Consider the following 20,475-nt stretch of genomic DNA (forward strand, 5'->3'; position numbering starts at 1 on the left):
CTGCACTATCAGCCGCATTAGATGCCGATGTAGATGCTGATGTTGCAGATCCTGCTGCATTAGTCGCGCTTGTACTTGCTGCTGTTGCACTTGTACTTGCATTAGATGCAGATGTAGAGGCTGCGGCTGCTTTACTGGATGCTAATGTTGCACTATCCGCTGCATTAGATGCAGATGTAGACGCCGCTGTTTCAGATGCTGCTGCGTTAGTGGCACTAGTAGACGCAGCTGTCGCACTTGTACTTGCTTTCGTTGCGCTTATTGCTGCATTAGATGCAGACGTACTAGCTGCTGTTTCAGACGCTGCTGCGTTAGTTGCACTAGTAGACGCAGCTGTCGCACTTGTACTTGCTTTCGTTGCGCTTGTTGCTGCATTGGATGCAGATGTACTTGCTGCTGTTGCAGATCCTGCCGCATTGGAAGCAGATGTACTTGCCGCTGTTGCACTCGCAGCTGCTCTATTTGCCGCTGCTTCTGCACGATCTGCTGAGCTATTAGCATTAACTGCCGCAGTACTTGCTGTTGCTGCACTTGTACTTGCTGCACTTGCTTGTGCTGTCGCTACGTTTGCACTAGACAAAGCATTAGATGCAGACGTGCTTGCTGCCGTTGCGCTCGTGGATGCTTTTGTTGCACTTGTAGCCGCATTAGATGCGGATGTAGATGCCGCAGTTGCGCTAGTAGATGCTGAAGTGGCACTTGTTGCTGCATTGGATGCTGATGTACTTGCTGCTGTCGCACTTGTGCTTGCTTTTGTTGCACTTGTAGCCGCATTAGATGCAGATGTACTTGCCGCATTCGCGCTAGAGGATGCTGTACTAGCACTTGTTGATGCTGCTGTTGCAGAACTAGAAGCACTCGTTGCTGCAGTTTGTGCATTAGAGGCTGCCGCAGCTGCTGCTGCAGCAGAACTAGATATAGCCGCCTTAGCTGCATTATAACCAGCCGCTGTAGAGTTAGCTGTAGATACAGCTGCATCTGCTTTAGTTACTGCTGAATTTGCTGTTGAAAGTGCCGTACTCGCAGCATTAGATACACTTGTAATAGCAGTTGCATTGCTTTCTATTGCTTGAGTTGCCGCATATAATTGAGAGCCGTTAACGGCATCTGTAGATGTAGCAGATACAGTGCCAGCTGCTAAGTTAGTTAAAGTACGTTTTTTAGAAGAAGAGCCAATAGAAACAGTACCTCCAGCAGTACCTCCAGCTAATGTATAGCTTTTGCCAGCAATAGTCATTGTACTTGTGCTTGTTGCCGCATCAGTTTCAGAAGCAGCGCCTAAAGCAACACTATCTTGATGATTTGCCTTTGCGCCTTTACCTAATGCAGTACCTAAAGATACAGTAGAGGAAGCACCATCACCAATAACTACGCTTGTACTACCTGTTGCGCTAGCAGAGTTACCAATGGCTATAGATGTATAGCCAGCAGAATTAGCACCATAACCAATAGCTACAGTCCCTGTGTTACCTGCACTAGCACCATAACCAAGCGCAGTAGCAGCGGAGTCAGATGCAGCTGCATTTGTACCTATTGCAATTGCATTATCTTTACTTGCATTTGCACCATTACCAATAGCGGTAGCAGAGCTTTCAGAAGCTGCTGCACTTGTACCAAATGCAATGGCATTTGCTTTACTTGCAGCTGCTTGTTTACCAATAGCTGTACCGGCTTCACCAGAAGCTACAGTAGCGGTACCAATAGATACAGCATCTGTAGCACTAGCTGTAGTATGAGTACCAGTATCACCACTAGAACCGATAGCTACTGCATTTTTACCACTTACATCTACTTGATAACCAATACCAGTACCGTATTGTGCAGCACTTGTAATATTAATAGTAGAACCAAGACCAGTACCTTGGTTAGCATGTACTTGAGAGTTATAACCAACGAGTGTAGCCGCAGATTGATCAACAGTTAAATCCCAACCAATACCAGTAGATCTTTCTCTTGTAACTTGTACATTTTTACCTACTGCTGTTGCGCCCCAACCAGTTGCATTGTTACCAGCACCAATCGCAATGGTTGCAGTGCCATCAGCAACTGCGCCTTCACCAACAGCAATAGATTTACTAGACTTAGCTTGAGTAGTCTTACCGATTGCTATACTAGCTTCATTACTAGCACGTGCTGCCGAACCAAGGGCAACAGAGTAATCACCAGTAGCACCTGTTTTTGTACCATTATACGCACTACCAATAGAGATAGCTCGATCACCAGATGCTTCATTGCTATAACCAATGCCCACTGCTGCCGTACCAGACACAGTAGTATTAGAGCCAGCACCAAAGGCTTGGTTACCGGTAGTATTTACTAAATAACCAACTGCAGTAGCACCACCACCATTAGCATGAGTCTGAGAGCCAAATGCGTTATCGTTTTCTTGATCAGCAAGTGCAGTATAACCCACTGCTACAGAATTATTTCCAGTAGCAGCAGCATTGTTACCAATTGCAGTAGCACTAATTTTAGTTGCTTGTGCATATGCGCCTACTGCCGTCGCATTAGACCCTGATGCCCCGGTTTTCATACCTAAAGAAGTACCATTTCCACCAGTAGCCTTTGCATCCCAGCCCATAGATACTGCATTACCAGCACTTTCCGCATCACTACCAATTGCAACAGCACCATTATAATCAGCATTAGCTCGACCAATCGCAATAGCATTATTACCATTTGCACTAGCTATACTACCCGCATCAGTAGTAGAAATTGCAATGCCTTTGGCAGGCGCATTCCCGAAGAATCGACCAGCCGCATCAACTTCAATAACATTCGTAGTTACAGCTAAAGAAGCCAAAATACCAGCCACAACGATTTTCTTTTTACCTGTTGTATTTTTAGCCATTTCAGATACAACTACATAACATTGTTTAGATTTAGACCAAATAACCTTAAATATTTTATTCATGTATTATTAAACTCCTAATTTCTCAATTAAAATCTGATGTTTTCTAATATTTTCCGGATTTAATGGTGATAAATACTCAATTAATTCCTTATTACGTTTTACATGCGTATCAAAATCGGCATCATAAGACTTAATCGCATTAATTAATTGCCGTTCTCCATCATAAGCATCGAAATAATCATAATAGAAACCTACATGATGTTCTTTTAACATTGGTGAATTATGTACCAGTGGATAATTGCCATGAAGTGCTTCATAGTACATATAATTCAATGCTAATTCCCATTGAAAAGACAAAAGAATATCTGTATATTCTGCCAAGAATAACGGCGTAATATGCCGCGTTTCAACAGACATAATTCCATCCTTAACAGCAGTTGTATAGCCTATGTAGTTAAAAATAGCCTTATCATCCTTTTTATCAAATGTATTACATAAATAAACATGTTTTATCAACTCTGGATGATTTCTATAGGCCTCTTCACCAATTAAAATAGGTAACATACAATTCTTAGATATAGATATGTTCGGCTCCATAACAGATATGCGAGCACCATTTTTATCCATTTGGCCAGGTTCATAGCCAAATGTAAAAGGTTCTTTTACCGTTTTAGCCATTTCATCCAAGAATATCGGTGACCACAAATGTGGTACCTCATACACAGGTGCTCGTGTAATAATTTCTAAATAACAACGATTAGTTTTTATAACCTGTGGGATCATCCAAACAGCATCATATGTAGCACCATTAAAGGAACGAGGATTTGGTAAGTTGTGAACCATTTTTTCCATATCCCACACAAAATCGTTTCCCATACGATAGGATACAATTTTAGCACCATGTTTGCGATATTTCTTTTCTATTTCTGGTTCTAGTGTTAATGTCCCCTCAATTAAGATGTCTGTTTTTTCAACAACCTCATCAGATTCGTAAAGTTCGACATCCATCAAATCTAACCGCATATTATCAGATATGCTAGATTTATCATTTCTCCAATAAACAAAATAAACAGATTCGACACCGTCAATCTGTTCCAAGCATTGTTTTAAGAAGTACATGTTTTGTCCGGCCCCATTCGACCAGATATGATTGTAAGATTCGCCCCAAAAAAAGGTAATCCCTATATTAATCGTAATCACTCCTCATCTAACTCTTAGAATTCCCCTCATCTAAAATTCATATAGCCCATTGTATCAAATAGATATTACATTGACAATTCTATTTCGAGCATTTTCGATATTTTTATAAAAATACTACGCTTTACAAATAGTTGATTTAAACTTTTTAATATTTAGATAAAATTCGTCAAGTTAAGGTACTAAATAAAAGGTTATTTATAATAGAATAATATATAACAAAATAAGGTAGTCATACATAATCAATAAATTATGCATAACTACCTTATATTTATAATGATATTTTGAATGATTTTAGCTCTATTTTACTATGTTAAACACATAGTGACTTTGCTGCTCTGCCAGTTGAATTCGTTCATTCAAACGTTTTACATAGGCTCTATACATCTCTTGTGCCTCTTCCACAGATACAATATCAAAGGTAATTCCATCCCCAATAGGCAACTGGCTAAGTCTAGGCAAATCGGCGGTAATAACGATGCCGATTTTTGTATAGCCCCCCGTTGTTTGTCGGTCCGCCATGAGGATAATTGGATTACCATCAGATGGGACTTGAATGGATCCAAACACAGCGCCATCGGAGATGATATCGGCGCCGTCGATGTGTTCAACAGGGGCTCCATCTAATCTAAATCCCATGCGGTCGCATTGGATGGTCAATGTATAGAGTTCACTGCTAAAATTACGGATACCCCTTTCTGTAAAGTGCTTTGCTTGCGAGCCCAGTACAACGCGCAGTGGTTCATGGCATTCACGGCCGCCCCGATTAAATAGAACTGTATTAAATAAATGATTTGATTCTCTAGTATAGTCGCAGATGATAGTATCACGCATACAGTCCTTTAAACGCACTTCATCGTCCGCCGCTAAGGGACGTCCCTCAAATCCGCCAATATTCGCTTTTGTATGTGTCGCCACGCTGCCGTTGATTTCGGGCACATCAATACCTCCGGAGAAGGAAATATACATGCGCACCCCACATTGGCTAAAGCTGCCAGAGATTACATCGCCGTTATGACAGACAAAAGGAATGTACCGCGGCACCTCCACATTATTAATGGTAGGCTGCATATCGGCACCTGTGAAAGCAACAATGCATGTACCTTTCACCTTCAACGTAGGGCTGAGTACGGTACACTCCAAAGCACCTACAGGCGTCGTATTCCCTACAAGGGCTTGTCCGATAGCATAGCTTTCACCATCCATAGGACCGGCCACGGGCATACCATATTGTTGAAAGCCTACGCGCCCTCCGTCTTGCACGGTGGTCATCATACCAGGCGCAACCACCTCAAATGACGCATTCTTATATTCACTTACCGCCACGGAGGTCACCTACCTTTACATGATGTACAACGGGCTTAAAAGAAGAGCCCAATTTCTTAATACAGTGGAACGCACTTTCATCAATAGGAACATAGCGCACATAATCGCCCGCCTTGAGAAGGGCCGCCTGTTCTCGCGACTCATCGTACATGGATACCGGTGTACATCCTATAATTTGCCATCCTCCAGGGGAATCCGACGGATAGGTGCCGGTCTGCTCACCCGCGATGCCTACGGACCCTGCCGGAATATGTGTACGCGGCGAAGACAATCGCGGCGTAGCAATGCGCGGATCCATGCCACCTAAATAGGTAAAACCGGGGATAAAGCCCATCATGTACACGAGGTAATCCGTGCCACTATGAATGCTTACCACGTCGGCCTCTCTCAAGTGATTATGAGAAGCTACAAATCCAATGTCTGGGCCAAATTCACCACCATAGACGGTCGGTATCTCAACGACCGTCACGAGTTCACTTTCATCAGATTGGATAGGCTGCGTACAGATAGGTTCAAGAATGCGGCACAGTTCAGCATAGGTGTAGCGCAGCGCATCATACTGAATGAGAAGCGCACAATAGGTAGGCACCATCTCAATAATCCCCTCTAAATGGAGGCTTTCAATACCCGCCACAGTCTGACGGATACGCTGATTAATCTTAGGGTCAATGGCTTGACCAAATTCGATGGAGATAGCACTATCCCCAACCGGAGAAATTGTGGGATTCATACGTGCCCCCTAACCTAATAATTTCGCAATACCTTGCAAGGATGTAACGCCGATATAAGCGGTCACAAGCACAACAATCCAGCCGGTATAGAATAGAATCGGATTGTGCTTATAGTCCCCTACGATATTCGTCTTACGCGTTGCCAATAACATTACAGCTAATGTAACAGGCAAGATCAAACCGTTCACGGAGCCCGCCACGATTAACAGTGTAGCTGGTTTACCAATAAAGATAAGAATGCATGTGGACACGAAAATGAATGCCATGATGGTCAATTTTTCATATCGTTCTACCACCTTGAACAAGGTTTTAAGGAAGGATACCGATGTATAGGCAGCACCCACAACAGATGTCAACGCTGCACAGAAGAATACGATACCGAATAATTTATGACCGATTTCACCAGCACCAAGTAAGAATGCAGAACCTGCTGGGTCCTTTGGATCTAACGCAAAGCCCATGGATACGACGCCGAGTACGGCTAAGAATAACAATATACGAACAATGGCGTCTACGGACATGCCCATGAAGGCAGCACGACGCACATCTTTTAAATGTTCACGGCCTGTAATGCCCGCATCAATCAAGCGATGACCACCGGAGAATGTAATATACCCACCTACGGTACCGCCGATAAGGGTAATCGTAGCTAGCCAAGGGTAATTGGTTGGCACGATGGCATGGGTTGCGGCCTCTGCTACAGGAGGATTAGTAGAAAATGCTACATAACCGATGAGTACGAGCATCACTGTACCCAACACTTTCGCCGTATTATCGAGAACGCCACCCATTCTAGGGGATGCAAATAATAAAATTCCCAAAATACCACTGATGGCTGCTGCCGTCGTCGTATCGATACCGAATACGATGTTAAGGCCCATGGACGCGCCCCCAATGTTGCCGATGTTGAACGCAAGGCCCCCAAGGGAAATCAAGAACGCTACGAAGTAACCAAGGCCGGGCAATACCTTATTCGCAATGTCTTGGCCCCGCATTTGGGATATGCCGATGATGGTCCATACATTGAGCTGTGCAATGATGGAGAAAATAACGGACACCACAATGGCGAACGCAAAATCCGCCTGTAACTGGCCTGTAAACGCCGCCGTTTGTAACATAAATCCTGGCCCAATGGACGACGTGGCCATCAAAAATGCTGCCCCTAAGAGGACAGATAAACTCGCTTTACCTGTAATCGGTTTCATACTGACTCCTTTTATCTATTCTGATTCTATCTATTCTTATACAATCGATTGTAATCTATCGATTCTGAAAATTCGCTACCACGACACCTGCCTTAGTGAGGCCTTCACGAATATACTTTGTGAAAGCTATCGCTTTCGGATTATCGCCATGGACGCATACGGAATCGGCCACAATATCGATCGTTTTGCCCGTATTCGTTACGACCTTGCCTTCTTGCACCATCATGAGCACCCGTTCCAAGGCCTCTTGCGGATCTTTTATGAAAGCCCCCTCTTCCGTACGAGGCACCAAGGTGCCTTCTGCTGTATACCCTCGGTCCGCAAAGACCTCTTGTATCACTGGGATACCTCGTCGCTCTGCCTCTTTGGCTATATAACTACCGCTGAGCACCATCGCTCGAACCTTGGGATTCACCGCTTGTAAACCATCTAACACCGCATCAGCTAATTCCGGTGTTACACACGCCATATTGTAAAAAGCACCATGTAATTTCATATGCTGCAACTCTACATCGTACTGATTACAAAAGGCTTGCAACGCACCGAGTTGGTAGATCATATACGCCCGTGCCTCATCAGGGCTGACCGCCATCTTGCGGCGTCCAAAGCCCATTAAATCGGGATATCCCGGATGAGCCCCTACGGCTACGCCCTTCTCTTTACACATCTTAACAGTGGCCTCCATGATGAGAGGATCGCCGGCATGCCAACCACAGGCCACATTGGCACTAGTGACGTGATTTAACACCTCACTATCCATGCCCAATGTATAATTACCAAAGCTTTCACCTAAATCGCTATTTAAATCTATATAATGTGACATCACTATGCTCCTCTCGTTCTTCATCGTTCTTATATGCTTGGTTTTTCTTATATTCTAATTCCCCTTATATTCTAATTTCCCTTATATCTTCATCTTATCTTTAAATTCTATAGAATATAGTAACATGATTATACAAAATATATTGATACGTTATCAATGATTTTTGTCATGTATACAAAATTCATATAATAACGTAAAAAAGCACTCGACGTAATGTCGAGTGCTTTCACAATCAATAGGACTATTGTTATTTGTGTGTATATGGAGAGAGTTGTAAGGGATTCAATGAAAGGATCAATAGCCTACCGATTATTTATTGTCCTTGGATGCAGCATCATCAGCTTGTTTGCTGTCATCTGCAGATTTGTCATCACCGGATTTAGCATCAGATGTATTAGCAGCATCTTTGTCGCTAATTACAATGTGACCACCTACAACATCAGCCATCAAGTGTTTCGCATCGATGTGATCCAAGTAGTAATCAGTTACATTGTCACGAATTTCGGATTCGATAACACGACGTAATGGACGAGCGCCCATTGTTTTGTCATAACCTTGTTCCATCAACAAATCTTTAGCTGCATCAGTTACATCTAAGGTAATTTGTTTTTTAGCCAAAGTTTTGTTAACTTGGTCGAGCATCAAATCAACGATTTTCTTCAAATCTTCTTTACTCAATTGATTGAATTCAATAACAGCATTGAAACGGTTCAAGAATTCAGGACGGAAGAATGGAGCAATGCGGTCCATTACATCGACTTTGTTTTCATCGTCATTGTCGCTGCCATAACCGAAACCTGCATTGGATGTAGCAATGATAACAGTGTTCTTGAAGTTTACTGTGTTACCTTGACCATCTGTTAAGCGACCATCATCCAATACTTGAAGAAGTAATGTAATAACTTGAGGGTCTGCTTTTTCGATTTCGTCGAACAATACGATGGAGTATGGATTACGACGAACGCGTTCAGTCAATGTGTTGGAGTTATCTTCGTAACCAACATAACCAGCTGTAGCACCAATCAATTTAGAAACGGCTGTGCGGTCACTGTATTCAGACATATCCAAGCGGATAATAGCATCTTTGTTACCAAACATATCAAGTGCTAATTGTTTAGCCAATTCTGTTTTACCAACACCAGTAGGACCTACGAATAAGAAGCTACCGATTGGACGGTTACCTTCGTCAAATCCTGCACGGTTACGACGGATTGCTTTAGATACAGCTTCTACTGCTTTATCTTGACCGATAACATGAGCTTGTAAACGAGATTTCATATCTTTCAAGCGTTCAATATCGGATGCACCCATTTGAGAAACAGGGATACCAGTCATACGTTCTACCGCTTCGGCTACATCGTTAACCTTAGCCACAACCTTTTGGTTATCAGTGTGCTTGTCGATTTCTTCTTGTAATTTTTGAATACGCATTTTTTCGTTGATAGCGGATTCGTAATCTTCTTTTTGAGCAAACTCTTCTTGTTTTGCTTTAGCTTCTGCAATATCTGCTTCCAATGTTTTAATATCAGTTACAGGATGTTGGGAAGCCAAGTGAGCTGCTGTTACATCGATCAAGTCGATTGCTTTGTCTGGCAAGCTACGTTGAGGAATATATTGTACGGAATAATCTACAGCTGCTTTCAAAACAGCATCTGGCAATTCAATGTTGTGATGCGCTTCGTACAATGGACGGATGCCTTGTAGAATTTTGAAAGTATCTTCTGCAGATGGTGCGTTTACCTTTACCTCATTGAAACGACGAGCAAGTGCTGCGTTTTTCATGATTGTGTTACGGTATTCATCTTGTGTTGTAGCACCGATAACTGTTAATTCACCGCGGGACAAAGCAGGTTTTAAGATATCTGCCAAGCCTTTGGAGCCTTGACCATCACCTGTGGAACCAGCGCCCAAAATTTGGTGGATTTCGTCGAAGAACAAGATGATATTACCAGCAGCCTTAACTTCTTTGATAAGGTTTTGGATATTTTCTTCGAAGGAACCACGATATTGAGTACCAGCTTCCAAACCGGAAATATCGATGGAAATGATTTCTTTATTTTTAATTGCTGCTGGAACATCACCGTTAACGATTGCTTGTGCCAAGCCTTCTACAACAGCTGTTTTACCAACACCTGCATCACCGACTAGAACTGGATTGTTTTTTGTACGACGTGCCAAGATTTCAGCAGTTTCTTGAATTTCTTTGTTACGACCGATAACAGGATCAAGCTTACCGTTACGAGCTTCATCTGTTAAGTTCGTACCTAAACGAGCAAGGATACCATCCTTTTTCATTTGACCTTGTTGAGCTGCAGCTTGTGCTGCTTGGATTTCTTCATTAGTAGGCAAATGACCTGTTTGACGATAATAAGCAAACTCTTCAGGAGTTACTTCACGACCATTTATTTTATAACGACGGTTTTCTGTGGAATAACCACCCATATTACCCATCAATTGATTGAACAAATCATTCATGCTACTGAAATCGCTACCAAAGTTATTGAAGTTGTTGTTCATATATATTACCTCACTTTTTCACTACAAGTATATCAGTTTGACTTTTTAAGTCTGTTTAATTTCTTGCTTTATTTCTAGGTTTCTTCAACCTTATGTCATTATAATAAACTCATTAAGTCAAAAAGTCAATAGGTCAAAATATGAATTTTTGACTTTATTTGACTTTTATTTTGACAAGTCAGACTTATACGATAAGAATATAGATAAACACTGGGGTTGTGAGAGATAATTAAATTTGAACTTTTAAAATATTTACTATAAATTAGATTGTTTAAATTGATTTATTCCCTATATAATAGATATAAAAGTCAAATATATCAAAGGAGATCAAACTATGGCACAAAATTCTTCACCCCATACCGATTCCACCGCACTCCATAACACACCTATCATGACAAGTGCGAACAACAAAGAACTAGCGAAGCATATTAAAGACATTTCCCAGCAAGTACTAAAACGAAATTATGAACTCTATAAAGCATTGGAGAACAAATGAATACAGCTAATATCCAATTCACCTTACAAGATATCTATGAACTCCACGCCCAACTAGAAAGTGCATTTGTCCTTTCACCAGGCGTACGCGATGAAAACCTATTAGCATCAGCCGTCTATACCCCCTTTCAAACCTTTATGGAAAAAGATCTATACCCATCCATCTACGACAAAGCAGCACAATTATGTTATGGCTTAGCCAACAATCATCCTTTTACGGATGGAAACAAACGAACAGCATTGCATAGCATGTATGTGTATTTAATTATTAATGGATTCGATATTATGGCAACACAACAAGACGCAGAAAACATGATTATCGATGTTGCCTCAGGTAATATGACCAATGTAGAATTGGTACAATGGTTGCGGGAAAATACCGTAAAGATAGATACGAATTTATAATTTGACAGAGATACATAGGGTTCTATAAATTAGTACAGACGTGTAGTATTTCCAATAGATCACCTATATAAGGGTCCTGAGAAATAGAACAGGCCTGTTCTATTTCTAACGAGACCTATACATAGGGTCCTTCAAATTAGTACAGGCCTGTTCTATTTCTAACAAAGCACATACATAGGGCCCTACAAAATAGAACACGCCTGTTCTATTTCTAACAAGGCACATACATAGGGGCCTACAACTTAGTACAGGCCTGTTCTATTTCTAATAAGACCTATACATAAGGCCCTTCAAATTAGTACACGCCTGTTCTAATTTAAAATAGCAATGCAAAAGCGGATAGCCCATTACGAGCTATCCGCTTAATTCTTTGGTGATCCAGGAGGGATTCGAACCCCCGACCCACGGCTTAGAAGGCCGTTGCTCTATCCAACTGAGCTACTGAACCATGTGGATTACCTTTATATGTAATTATCTATTATAGTATAAATTATGTGGCATGTATCGTCAACTAATGACGTCATTTTTCGTTCACCCTAAAAAAGGCAAAAAAAAATGGAGCGGGTGAAGGGAATCGAACCCTCGCGACCAGCTTGGAAGGCTGGGGCTCTACCATTGAGCTACACCCGCAAAATAAAAAATGGTCGGAGCAGCAGGATTCGAACCTGCGACCCCCTGGTCCCAAGCCAGGTGCGCTACCAAACTGCGCTATGCCCCGTCATTAATTACTTGCTAATTATAGCAAACCCGGTAGTTGATGTCAACCACTACTTTTGCTGAGTTTTACTCAATTGTGAGTACCTCTCTGCAACGAAAATTATTATATCATCGGACTACTATTCTGACAAGTGTTTTTTTATAACTTCATTAAAAATTTATGACATAAAGCTTTCAGTTTATCCTTATTCATAGATAACCTCCAAAATACTTTTAACCTTATCATATATCTTCATTTTCTTAGCGTAATCGTATAAACGATTTAGATTTCGATTTTTATAACGCATATACCTATGTAAAGTTTTAGAAAATAATTCAGTATCGATCTTATTTCTATTTTTAATGAAATCACATAAGGTCCGTTCTAAATCATAGGTTTTGACAATATTACCATATACCGTTTTACACTCTGTGATACCTAATTCATATATATCTTTAGTAACATAATGTACAAGAGTCACGTTGTTAATTCTATGAACATTATACCCTCGATACACAGTTACCTCTAGTACCGGATAAATATCATCAGTAAATTGATGTAAATACAGGGCTGATGCATATGAAAAAATGGGAACTCCATATTGTTTTTGAAAGAGATAGTATTCATCATAATCACCTTTTGTGCTTAAATAAATACCTCGACTTACACGATTAAGTATCCCCTCATTTACCATTCTAGTTAGGTATATGGAAGGAATATTAAGAGCTTTAATATCGCGACTTGAAAGTATACCATTATTTTGTTCTAGTTTTGATTCTATAATTCCTCTATAATCCATATAATATCTCCTATTGTTATTATCGTGCTTACATTTTATAATTTTGTACGCACAAATGCAACATCTATATAAAAAAACATGCACCCCATAGGATGCATGTTCAAAATCATATTTGATTTAGTTAAAATTAGCCTTCGTAATGACCGTCTTCAACGATTTGAGGGTTTTTGGCGATGCCTTGTTTTACAGCTACTTCAGCAACTGCTTTTGCCACTGCAGGAGCTACGCGAGGGTCGAATACGGATGGCATGATGTTTTCATCATTCAATTCGCTGTCTGGAATCAAGTGTGCCAATGCATCGGCAGCAGCCAATTTCATTTCGTCAGTGATTTTAGATGCACGAACGTCGATAGCACCACGGAAGATACCAGGGAATACAGCTACGTTATTGATTTGGTTAGGTGCATCGGAACGGCCTGTACCAGCGATGCGAACGCCAGCAGCTTTCATATCAGCGTATGTTGCTTCTGGGTTAGGGTTCGCCATAGCGAATACGATAGCGTCGTCAGCCAAGTTTTCCAAGATTTCTTTTGTGAAAGCACCTGCTGCAGATACGCCAAGAAGGATGTCAGCGCCTTTAGCGTTTTCAGCCAAGTTGCCATGTTTTTCTTCAAGGCCAAGCAGATCGATCAATTCAGTTTGCAAGGAATCAAGGCGTTTGTAATCTTTGTGCAATACACCAGAGGATACCAATACGGTAATATCACGAGCGCCTGCAAGGTATAACAAACGAGCGATGTTTGCACCAGCTGCACCAGCGCCGTTTACTACGATTTTAGCAGTTGCTAAATCTTTTTTAACAAGGCGAAGAGCGCCTTTTACACCAGCTAAACATGCGATTGCTGTACCATGTTGGTCATCATGGAATACAGGGATTTCCAATTCTTCTTTCAAACGATTTTCAATTTCGTAGCATTTAGGAGAAGAAATGTCTTCCAAGTTGATGCCAGCAAAGTTCTTTTGCAACAATTTTACAGTGTTGATTAATGTATCAGCATCTTTAGTATCTACTACCAATGGAATGCAGTCTACATCGCCAAATTTTTTGAACAATAAGGATTTACCTTCCATTACAGGCAATGCGGCAGCAGCGCCGATATCGCCAAGGCCGAGTACACGAGTACCGTCGGATACAACAGCAACCATGTTGGAACGGCAAGTTAATTCAAAGGATTCTGCTTCATTGTCTTTAATACGCAAGCATGGTTCTGCTACACCTGGTGTGTAAGCAACGGATAAATCATGAGCGTCTTTTAATTCATATTTAGTTCCTACTGTGAGGAAGCCTTTTAATTCACGTTTTTTTTGTACTGCTAATTCACGTACGTCCATAATAATTCTCCTTTGTGGATGACAACGGACACAATAGTTTCTTGGTATTAATTATTAATACCCCTTACAAGTTCATTATACAGAATCAGAAACAATAATACAAGATTTTTCGATATAGTTTTTCGAAAATTTTAGAATTAACCATGAATTCATATTCTTAGCATTAATTACATGTCCACAAATAACTAAGCGTTTTAAACCATCTAGGCTTTCACAGATGGCAAATTGCGTCCGTAGAAGATTTCTGTCATTTCTTGTCGCAATTGGTGTTTAATTTGCTTAATTTCTCGTTCGCTCAATTCCGCTTCGGTAATGCCGAATAAGTAATTATCCAAATCGAAATCCTTGAGCATCATCTTAGTGTGGAAGATATTTTCTTGGTACACGTTCACATCGATCATATTGTACAAATTGCGCGTTTTCGCATTAATGTAGTTTTGAATAGAGTTGATACGATGGTCGATGTAGATTTTCTTGCCCGACACGTCGCGCGTAAAGCCACGCACATGATAGTCCAATGTCAAAATATCCGAATCAAAGCTATTGATCAAGTAATTGAGGGCCTTTAGCGGAGAGATTTGACCACATGTGGACACTTCGATATCGGCACGAAATGTACTAATACCCTTGTGCGGATGGCTTTCAGGGTACGTATGAACTGTAAGATGGGATTTATCCAAATGCATAACCACATCTTCTTTTTCAATTTCTTCTTCAGATATCAAAATCGTAACCGATGCCCCTTGTGGGTCGTAATCTTGTTTCGCAATATTTAAAATGTTAGCACCGATAATATGACTCACTTCGGTCAAAATATTCGTCAAACGTTCCGCGTTGTATACTTCATCAATATATTGAATATACTGCTTTTTTTCTTCCTCTGTACGAGTATAACAAATATCATAAATATTAAAACTCAACGTCTTCGTGAGATTATTAAACCCATATAACTTCATTTTAGGCTTTGCTTTAACTGGTGTATCCATGATATGCCATAACCCTTTCCATGCATAGACTTACTATTTTTTTGTGAAAGTCATACAAAATGTAGCTTTCACACATATACTATATAATATCCTGTTTATACACAAATTCTACATCAAAGGCACCATTTTCATAGGTGACGATGGCAAAGGTACCACCCGATCCATCCCGCGGCAATGCAATGCTGCCAGGATTGATAAATAATGTATCACCTAAAAGTTCTTTTTTATAAACATGGCTGTGCCCGCACACGATGAGGCGCGCACCCATAGCATTGCCGATGTGTATCAATTCTTGTATTCGTTTATCATATGATACCTCATGACCATGGGTCATGTAAATATAGGTATCCTCTAAGGGAATCAATTGTTCCTTAGGTTCTAAGGGCTGCACGCGGTCATTATTACCGCGCACGGCGTAGACCGGCACATCAATACGCGTTTGCATATATCGTGCATCATCGCCATAATCGCCGGCGTGTAGCCAGATGTCGATATCTTGGTCCATCGTTGCATCTAGCACGAGATCAATGGTGTCCAGATAGCCATGTGTATCACTAATAATACCTATTCGTTTCATTTGTTCACCTTTGCAACCAATTCTTGCAACGCCTTGCCACGATGACTGATGGTTTCCTTCGTATCGATATCGAGTTCCGCCATAGTTTTGCCAAATCGGGGAACAAAGAAGTATGGATCATACCCAAATCCATTGGTGCCAACCGGTGTATCTTGAATTTCACCATCACAAGAGGCTTCGGCCGTCACGCTAGCACCGTCCGGATGTACCAAAGCTAAAGCGCATACATAGTGCGCCGTTCTATCCGATTTACCTTGTAATTCGCGTATTAATTTTTCATTATTTGCTTCATCATCGCCATGAACGCCTGCATAGCGTGCGGAGTATACGCCAGGTGCCCCATCAAGAGCATCGACAGTGAGCCCCGAATCATCAGCTAAGCACGGCAATCCTGTTTTTTCGCTATAGTATTTCGCTTTGAGGATGGCATTTTCCATAAAAGTTGTGCCCGTTTCCTCTGGTTCCGGAACGTCCACTATGTCTTTCACAGGCACACAGGTGATGTTCATATGAGAAAAGGCCCGTTCAAATTCGCGTATTTTCCCCTTATTGCCCGTTGCTAATACAATACGTTCCATATTATTGTTCTCCTTCAGCGGTTTGAACAGGTGCATCAGGATACACCTTGCCAATTTTGTCCGCTACAGAGCCGAGTACATTGCGTTGCACAGCCATCAATTCGTCAGTAGCAGATTCTGCAAGGTCTAATAATTGGTTAAGTTCATCGCGGCTAAATGTGCCATGTTCACCCGTACCTTGTACCTCGATAAGATTACCCGCACCGGTGCGCACCACGTTCATGTCCACGACGGCAGCGCTATCCTCTTCATAGCAAAGGTCTGTAATAGGACCTTCTGGGCCAATGCCGACGGAAATAGCGGCACAGAAATCGGTAATAGGGAATTTACCAAAGCCGCCAAATGTAAAATCGATGGCATCCACAAGGGCTACAAAGGCACCTGTAATGGACGCCGTACGCGTACCGCCATCGGCTTGGATAACATCGCAGTCTACGGTGATGGAGCGCTCGCCCAAAGCCTTTAAGTCTACAACAGCGCGCAATGCACGACCGATTAAGCGTTGAATTTCAACGGTACGGCCCGTTTGTTTACCTCGAGCGGCCTCACGGCTTACCCGTGTTTTTGTAGAACGTGGCAACAAGGAATACTCTGCAGTCACCCAGCCTTGACCAGAACCTTTTAGCCAGCGCGGTACATTTTCCTCGATAGTAGCTGTACAAATGACCTTTGTTTTACCACATTCGATGAGTACAGAACCTTCTGCATATTCTGTAAAATGTCTTGTTATTTTAATCGGTCTCAATTGACCTGCTGTTCTATTATCACTGCGCATAACAACGCCCCCTTTATGTCTAGTATACCATGCTGAATTGTTCATTATAGGATATGTATTACAATAGAAACGCCCCTCACACGAGGGGCGCTATCTCGTCTATTCTATTATATCATGAACAATGGTTCCCATTCGACAGGCTAAATTTCAACTTGTCCCTGTCCCATAGGGTCCACCACTACATAGCGATTGAGACCACCCTGTTCTTTCATGCGACGTGCTTCTGTGAAAGCCTCTTCGCGCGTAGCATTATCGGCCTGCCATGGAATAAACATAGCGTACACACTTTGCTTTGCATAGGGCCCATAATTTCCATAGGATTCAATGCTATGCCAACCAATTTTATCAGGATAGAGGCGCACTGTTTCACGACGCTCTTCTTGTACACCAGATTCGTCGTAATACACAGAATAATCACGGACCCATCTATCCTTATGGCCGATGAGTTCATCTCGTGCTATTTCCTCACGCCGTGCCCATTGGTCCTTCCATTTCAAAATAAGATCATCAATATATCTCGTTACATCAGCCGACTGATGTTGTTCTACATAGTTTGGCTCGATAACGCGACTGTAATCTAACCCAGCCATCGATAAAATGATACCCGTATTTACATAAGGCAAGGCCTCTTGTACAGAATAGCCCCCTTCAAGGACTGCAATATCTGCCTGCAATAAATCCACTAATTCTGCATAGCCCTTAGCGGTCACATTCATATTAGCTAACGGATCAGAGAAGTGATTGTCCTGTCCCGCCGAATTAATGACGATATCCGGTTTAAATTCATGGAGTATAGGCAGCACTAGCTCACGCATAACCTTTAATAAGCCTTCATCGCCCGTCCCCGGTGGCAACGGAATATCGATATTAGCACCAATGGCTTGAGGTCCACCAAATTCATCCATAAATCCTGTACCCGGATATAAGGTTCGTCCATCTTGGTGAAAGCTTATATACAAGGTATCCGGATCGTGGTAGAACACATCTTGCGATCCATCTCCATGATGTACATCAGTATCGACGATGGCCACCCGTTTCACACCATAGGTTTGACGTATATGCTGAATCATAACAGCTTCGATATTGATGGTACAGAATCCACGGATGCCATGAACCATAGCCATCGCATGATGTCCTGGTGGTCTAACGAGGGCAAAGGACCGATCAACTTCACCTCGTAGCACCGCATCAGCTGCTGCAATGGCACCACCAGCCGATACGCGATGCGCATCGGTTACCCAAGATGCTAAATCAGGGGCCCCAACGTGAACTCGTTCTATCACATCCCAGTCGGCTACGATAGGATTATATTCTCTAATATTCGGTACATCGAGCAATCCTTCTTCTACGATTTGATCCCGCGTATAGAGCAACCGTTCTTGCCGTTCTGGATGAGTAGCAGAAATTTTCCAATCAAAGGCAGGGAAAAATACAAGGCCTAATGAAGGATGTTCTATTGTGCTAGCCGACACGATTCCATTTCGCACACGGTAACTGTCCTTATGATTCCACATAGCCGCTCACCCCCGCTTTCAATTGTACTTTCACAGTAATAATGCGTTCCATCGATTGCCATCCATCGACAACAGGGAAATCTTCAACGCTTATCGTTTCTACATCAGGTATTACGCCTGCTGCTACAAGGCCTTGTTCTTGAGCAGCTTCACATAATAATCGATACGCCACCTCTTCCACAGCGTCAGCAGAGCGCAAAGAGCTACCTGTATCCTGAATTCCCAGTTCTGGCACCACCATAGTACGACGTTTTGTATCGACGTGAACCGTTATCGCCATCGTATGATTAGCCACACCAGCACCGATGGCATTAGCCACGGCCGCATCGGCTGGAATATGAACAGGCAATCCTAGTTGGTCCCCAATAATAGGGCCCAAACTAGCCGCCGTGCCACCGACGATAACAAGCTGGGCCGGCACAAATGGATCAGGATGCACAATATCGGCTACTACATAGATAGGTCGTTTATTTTCCTTCGCCACGACCGTATCAATCCCTTCCTTTACAACACGGACGGCTTCATCTACGATGCGTTGAGCCATAGTGCTAGCATCAATGGTCGTATCAATCTGTGCAATGGCATCGTACGCCTTCTGTTCATCGCCATAATGCGCGTTACCAAGCACGATGAGGGCATCCCCTAATGTAGGGATTGTGCCGCCCAATGCAACAGATGGGCCAATCCGTTCAGGGCCGACCATGAGTTTCCCATCTTCATAGCGCACCGCCGATTCACCGCCAATGCCCACCGAGGTAACCGCAAAGGAACGTACAGCACTTGGATATTCACGAATAGATACGCCCTCCTTTGTCATCAGTGGTTTGCCCTGTTTCCACAAGGAAATATCCGTTGTAGTCCCACCAATATCAAGGGCCACCGTATGGGCGTCTTTAGTGCTGCGCAATGCTTCCAAGCCAAGTACCGTTGCAGCTGGTCCGGTAAATACAGTCTCTACAGGAATGGATTCCACCGTATCTATCGGTAGCGAACCACCGTCAGCTTTCAAAATATATACCGGTGCCGTAATGTGAAAGGTATCTAATGCGTGGTAAACAGCGTTCTTAAATTCCTTAAATACAGAGGCCACGGCGCTATTAAAATAGGCACTGATGGTGCGACGTGGAAAATTAAGATTGCCACTTAACGCACTGCCTGTAGAAATCGTATGGTATGTGTCAGCTAGAGCCTGAGCAACATCGATTTCTTCCTTCGGATTGCGAACACCAAATTTTGCGGATACAGCAGCCAAATCGGTACCACTCTTAGCTTGCACCATGTTCGCTAGTTGATGAGTCCCCTCTATATCTGTACGTTCCACCACGATGCCACGATGGTCCGTATACCCTTTAAGATACACAGGTCTTACAGGGAATATATCATCTACATTGCGCCCTGGTCCCGCTACTACATAGAGATCTACAGGCTGTTCTTTATGCTCCACAATTGTATTTGTCACTACCGTAGTGGATAGCGTTACCTGTTCTATTTGTGCAGGGTCCGTACCACGCATCACCGCACCTAAGGCATCCGTTATGCCATTCATGAGGTTCTCCTTCGTGGTTCGCCGCTTCGCCGATGAAACGATGGTACCCCCATCTATAATAACGGCATCCGTAAAGGTGCCGCCTACATCTATGCCTAATAACATATATCCTCCTTT

The 20,475-nt window shown here is 42.5% G+C and carries 17 protein-coding genes and 3 tRNA genes; 2 read left to right on the forward strand and 18 right to left on the reverse strand.

Going from position 1 to position 20,475, the window contains the following annotated elements; translation table 11 throughout:
- The 7 genes from HMPREF1477_RS09760 to HMPREF1477_RS04095 form a co-directional block, all read right to left on the reverse strand.
- A partial coding sequence (locus tag HMPREF1477_RS09760) for an ESPR-type extended signal peptide-containing protein (RefSeq protein ID WP_016475918.1) occupies nt 1-2,914 on the reverse strand: 2,914 nt, incomplete at its 3' end.
- A gap of 6 nt (nt 2,915-2,920) precedes the next feature.
- Nucleotides 2,921-4,033 carry a DUF2827 family protein gene (locus tag HMPREF1477_RS04070; RefSeq protein ID WP_083939103.1) on the reverse strand — a complete coding sequence of 371 codons (1,113 nt, stop codon included), beginning with the start codon at nt 4,031-4,033 and terminating at the stop codon, nt 2,921-2,923.
- A gap of 318 nt (nt 4,034-4,351) precedes the next feature.
- Nucleotides 4,352-5,326 carry a biotin-dependent carboxyltransferase family protein gene (locus HMPREF1477_RS04075; RefSeq protein WP_369759371.1) on the reverse strand — a complete coding sequence of 325 codons (975 nt, stop codon included), beginning with the start codon at nt 5,324-5,326 and terminating at the stop codon, nt 4,352-4,354.
- A gap of 37 nt (nt 5,327-5,363) precedes the next feature.
- Nucleotides 5,364-6,107 carry a 5-oxoprolinase subunit PxpB gene (gene pxpB, locus HMPREF1477_RS04080; protein ID WP_016475921.1) on the reverse strand — a complete coding sequence of 248 codons (744 nt, stop codon included), beginning with the start codon at nt 6,105-6,107 and terminating at the stop codon, nt 5,364-5,366.
- 9 nt (nt 6,108-6,116) lie between these two features.
- The gene (locus tag HMPREF1477_RS04085) at nt 6,117-7,313 is read right to left on the reverse strand and encodes an NRAMP family divalent metal transporter (RefSeq protein WP_016475922.1); all 1,197 of its coding nucleotides are present in this window, start codon (nt 7,311-7,313) and stop codon (nt 6,117-6,119) included.
- Between the two features lie 55 nt (nt 7,314-7,368).
- Nucleotides 7,369-8,136 (reverse strand): LamB/YcsF family protein, encoded by a 768-nt coding sequence (locus tag HMPREF1477_RS04090; RefSeq protein ID WP_016475923.1) that lies wholly within the window; start codon nt 8,134-8,136, stop codon nt 7,369-7,371.
- A gap of 309 nt (nt 8,137-8,445) precedes the next feature.
- On the reverse strand, nt 8,446-10,653 hold the full coding sequence (locus HMPREF1477_RS04095; RefSeq protein ID WP_016475924.1) for an ATP-dependent Clp protease ATP-binding subunit: 2,208 nt from the start codon (nt 10,651-10,653) through the stop codon (nt 8,446-8,448).
- Between the two features lie 334 nt (nt 10,654-10,987).
- Between HMPREF1477_RS04095 and HMPREF1477_RS09765 the strand changes: the two genes are divergently transcribed.
- Together HMPREF1477_RS09765 and HMPREF1477_RS04100 are read left to right on the forward strand one after the other, a co-directional pair.
- Entirely contained in the window at nt 10,988-11,149 is a 162-nt protein-coding gene (locus HMPREF1477_RS09765; protein WP_016475925.1) for a hypothetical protein, read from the forward strand.
- Complete coding sequence (locus HMPREF1477_RS04100; RefSeq protein WP_016475926.1) at nt 11,146-11,553, forward strand: type II toxin-antitoxin system death-on-curing family toxin; 408 nt, start codon at nt 11,146-11,148, stop codon at nt 11,551-11,553. Before HMPREF1477_RS09765 ends, HMPREF1477_RS04100 begins: the two co-directional genes overlap by 4 nt.
- 371 nt (nt 11,554-11,924) lie before the next feature.
- Here HMPREF1477_RS04100 and HMPREF1477_RS04105 read toward each other — a convergent pair.
- From HMPREF1477_RS04105 to HMPREF1477_RS04155, 11 genes are all read right to left on the reverse strand, one after another.
- Nucleotides 11,925-12,001: transfer RNA gene (locus HMPREF1477_RS04105), tRNA-Arg, on the reverse strand.
- Nucleotides 12,002-12,109: 108 nt separating this feature from the next.
- Nucleotides 12,110-12,183 (reverse strand) — tRNA-Gly (locus tag HMPREF1477_RS04110).
- Between the two features lie 11 nt (nt 12,184-12,194).
- Nucleotides 12,195-12,271: transfer RNA gene (locus HMPREF1477_RS04115), tRNA-Pro, on the reverse strand.
- A 184-nt stretch (nt 12,272-12,455) separates the two neighbouring features.
- Nucleotides 12,456-13,049: a type IV toxin-antitoxin system AbiEi family antitoxin domain-containing protein gene (locus HMPREF1477_RS04120; protein ID WP_016475927.1), complete on the reverse strand. Its 594-nt coding sequence runs from the start codon at nt 13,047-13,049 to the stop codon at nt 12,456-12,458.
- 127 nt (nt 13,050-13,176) lie between these two features.
- Entirely contained in the window at nt 13,177-14,382 is a 1,206-nt protein-coding gene (locus tag HMPREF1477_RS04125; RefSeq protein WP_005380274.1) for an NADP-dependent malic enzyme, read from the reverse strand.
- 203 nt (nt 14,383-14,585) lie between these two features.
- Nucleotides 14,586-15,368 carry an adenosylmethionine decarboxylase gene (speD, locus tag HMPREF1477_RS04130; RefSeq protein ID WP_005377253.1) on the reverse strand — a complete coding sequence of 261 codons (783 nt, stop codon included), beginning with the start codon at nt 15,366-15,368 and terminating at the stop codon, nt 14,586-14,588.
- A gap of 79 nt (nt 15,369-15,447) precedes the next feature.
- Nucleotides 15,448-15,945, reverse strand: coding sequence for a metallophosphoesterase (locus HMPREF1477_RS04135; protein WP_009661006.1), 498 nt, complete (start codon nt 15,943-15,945; stop codon nt 15,448-15,450).
- Nucleotides 15,942-16,523 (reverse strand): XTP/dITP diphosphatase, encoded by a 582-nt coding sequence (locus HMPREF1477_RS04140; protein WP_016475928.1) that lies wholly within the window; start codon nt 16,521-16,523, stop codon nt 15,942-15,944. Before HMPREF1477_RS04140 ends, HMPREF1477_RS04135 begins: the two co-directional genes overlap by 4 nt.
- Before the next feature lies 1 nt (nt 16,524).
- Nucleotides 16,525-17,298 carry a ribonuclease PH gene (rph, locus tag HMPREF1477_RS04145; protein WP_016475929.1) on the reverse strand — a complete coding sequence of 258 codons (774 nt, stop codon included), beginning with the start codon at nt 17,296-17,298 and terminating at the stop codon, nt 16,525-16,527.
- A gap of 140 nt (nt 17,299-17,438) precedes the next feature.
- Nucleotides 17,439-18,812: a histone deacetylase gene (locus HMPREF1477_RS04150; RefSeq protein WP_016475930.1), complete on the reverse strand. Its 1,374-nt coding sequence runs from the start codon at nt 18,810-18,812 to the stop codon at nt 17,439-17,441.
- Nucleotides 18,799-20,463, reverse strand: coding sequence for a hydantoinase/oxoprolinase family protein (locus HMPREF1477_RS04155; RefSeq protein WP_016475931.1), 1,665 nt, complete (start codon nt 20,461-20,463; stop codon nt 18,799-18,801). The genes HMPREF1477_RS04150 and HMPREF1477_RS04155 overlap by 14 nt, the downstream gene beginning before the upstream one ends.
- Between the last annotated feature and the right edge of the window lie 12 nt (nt 20,464-20,475).

Source organism: Veillonella sp. HPA0037, from assembly GCF_000411535.1.
GTDB classification, from domain to species: Bacteria; Bacillota; Negativicutes; order Veillonellales; family Veillonellaceae; genus Veillonella; species Veillonella atypica.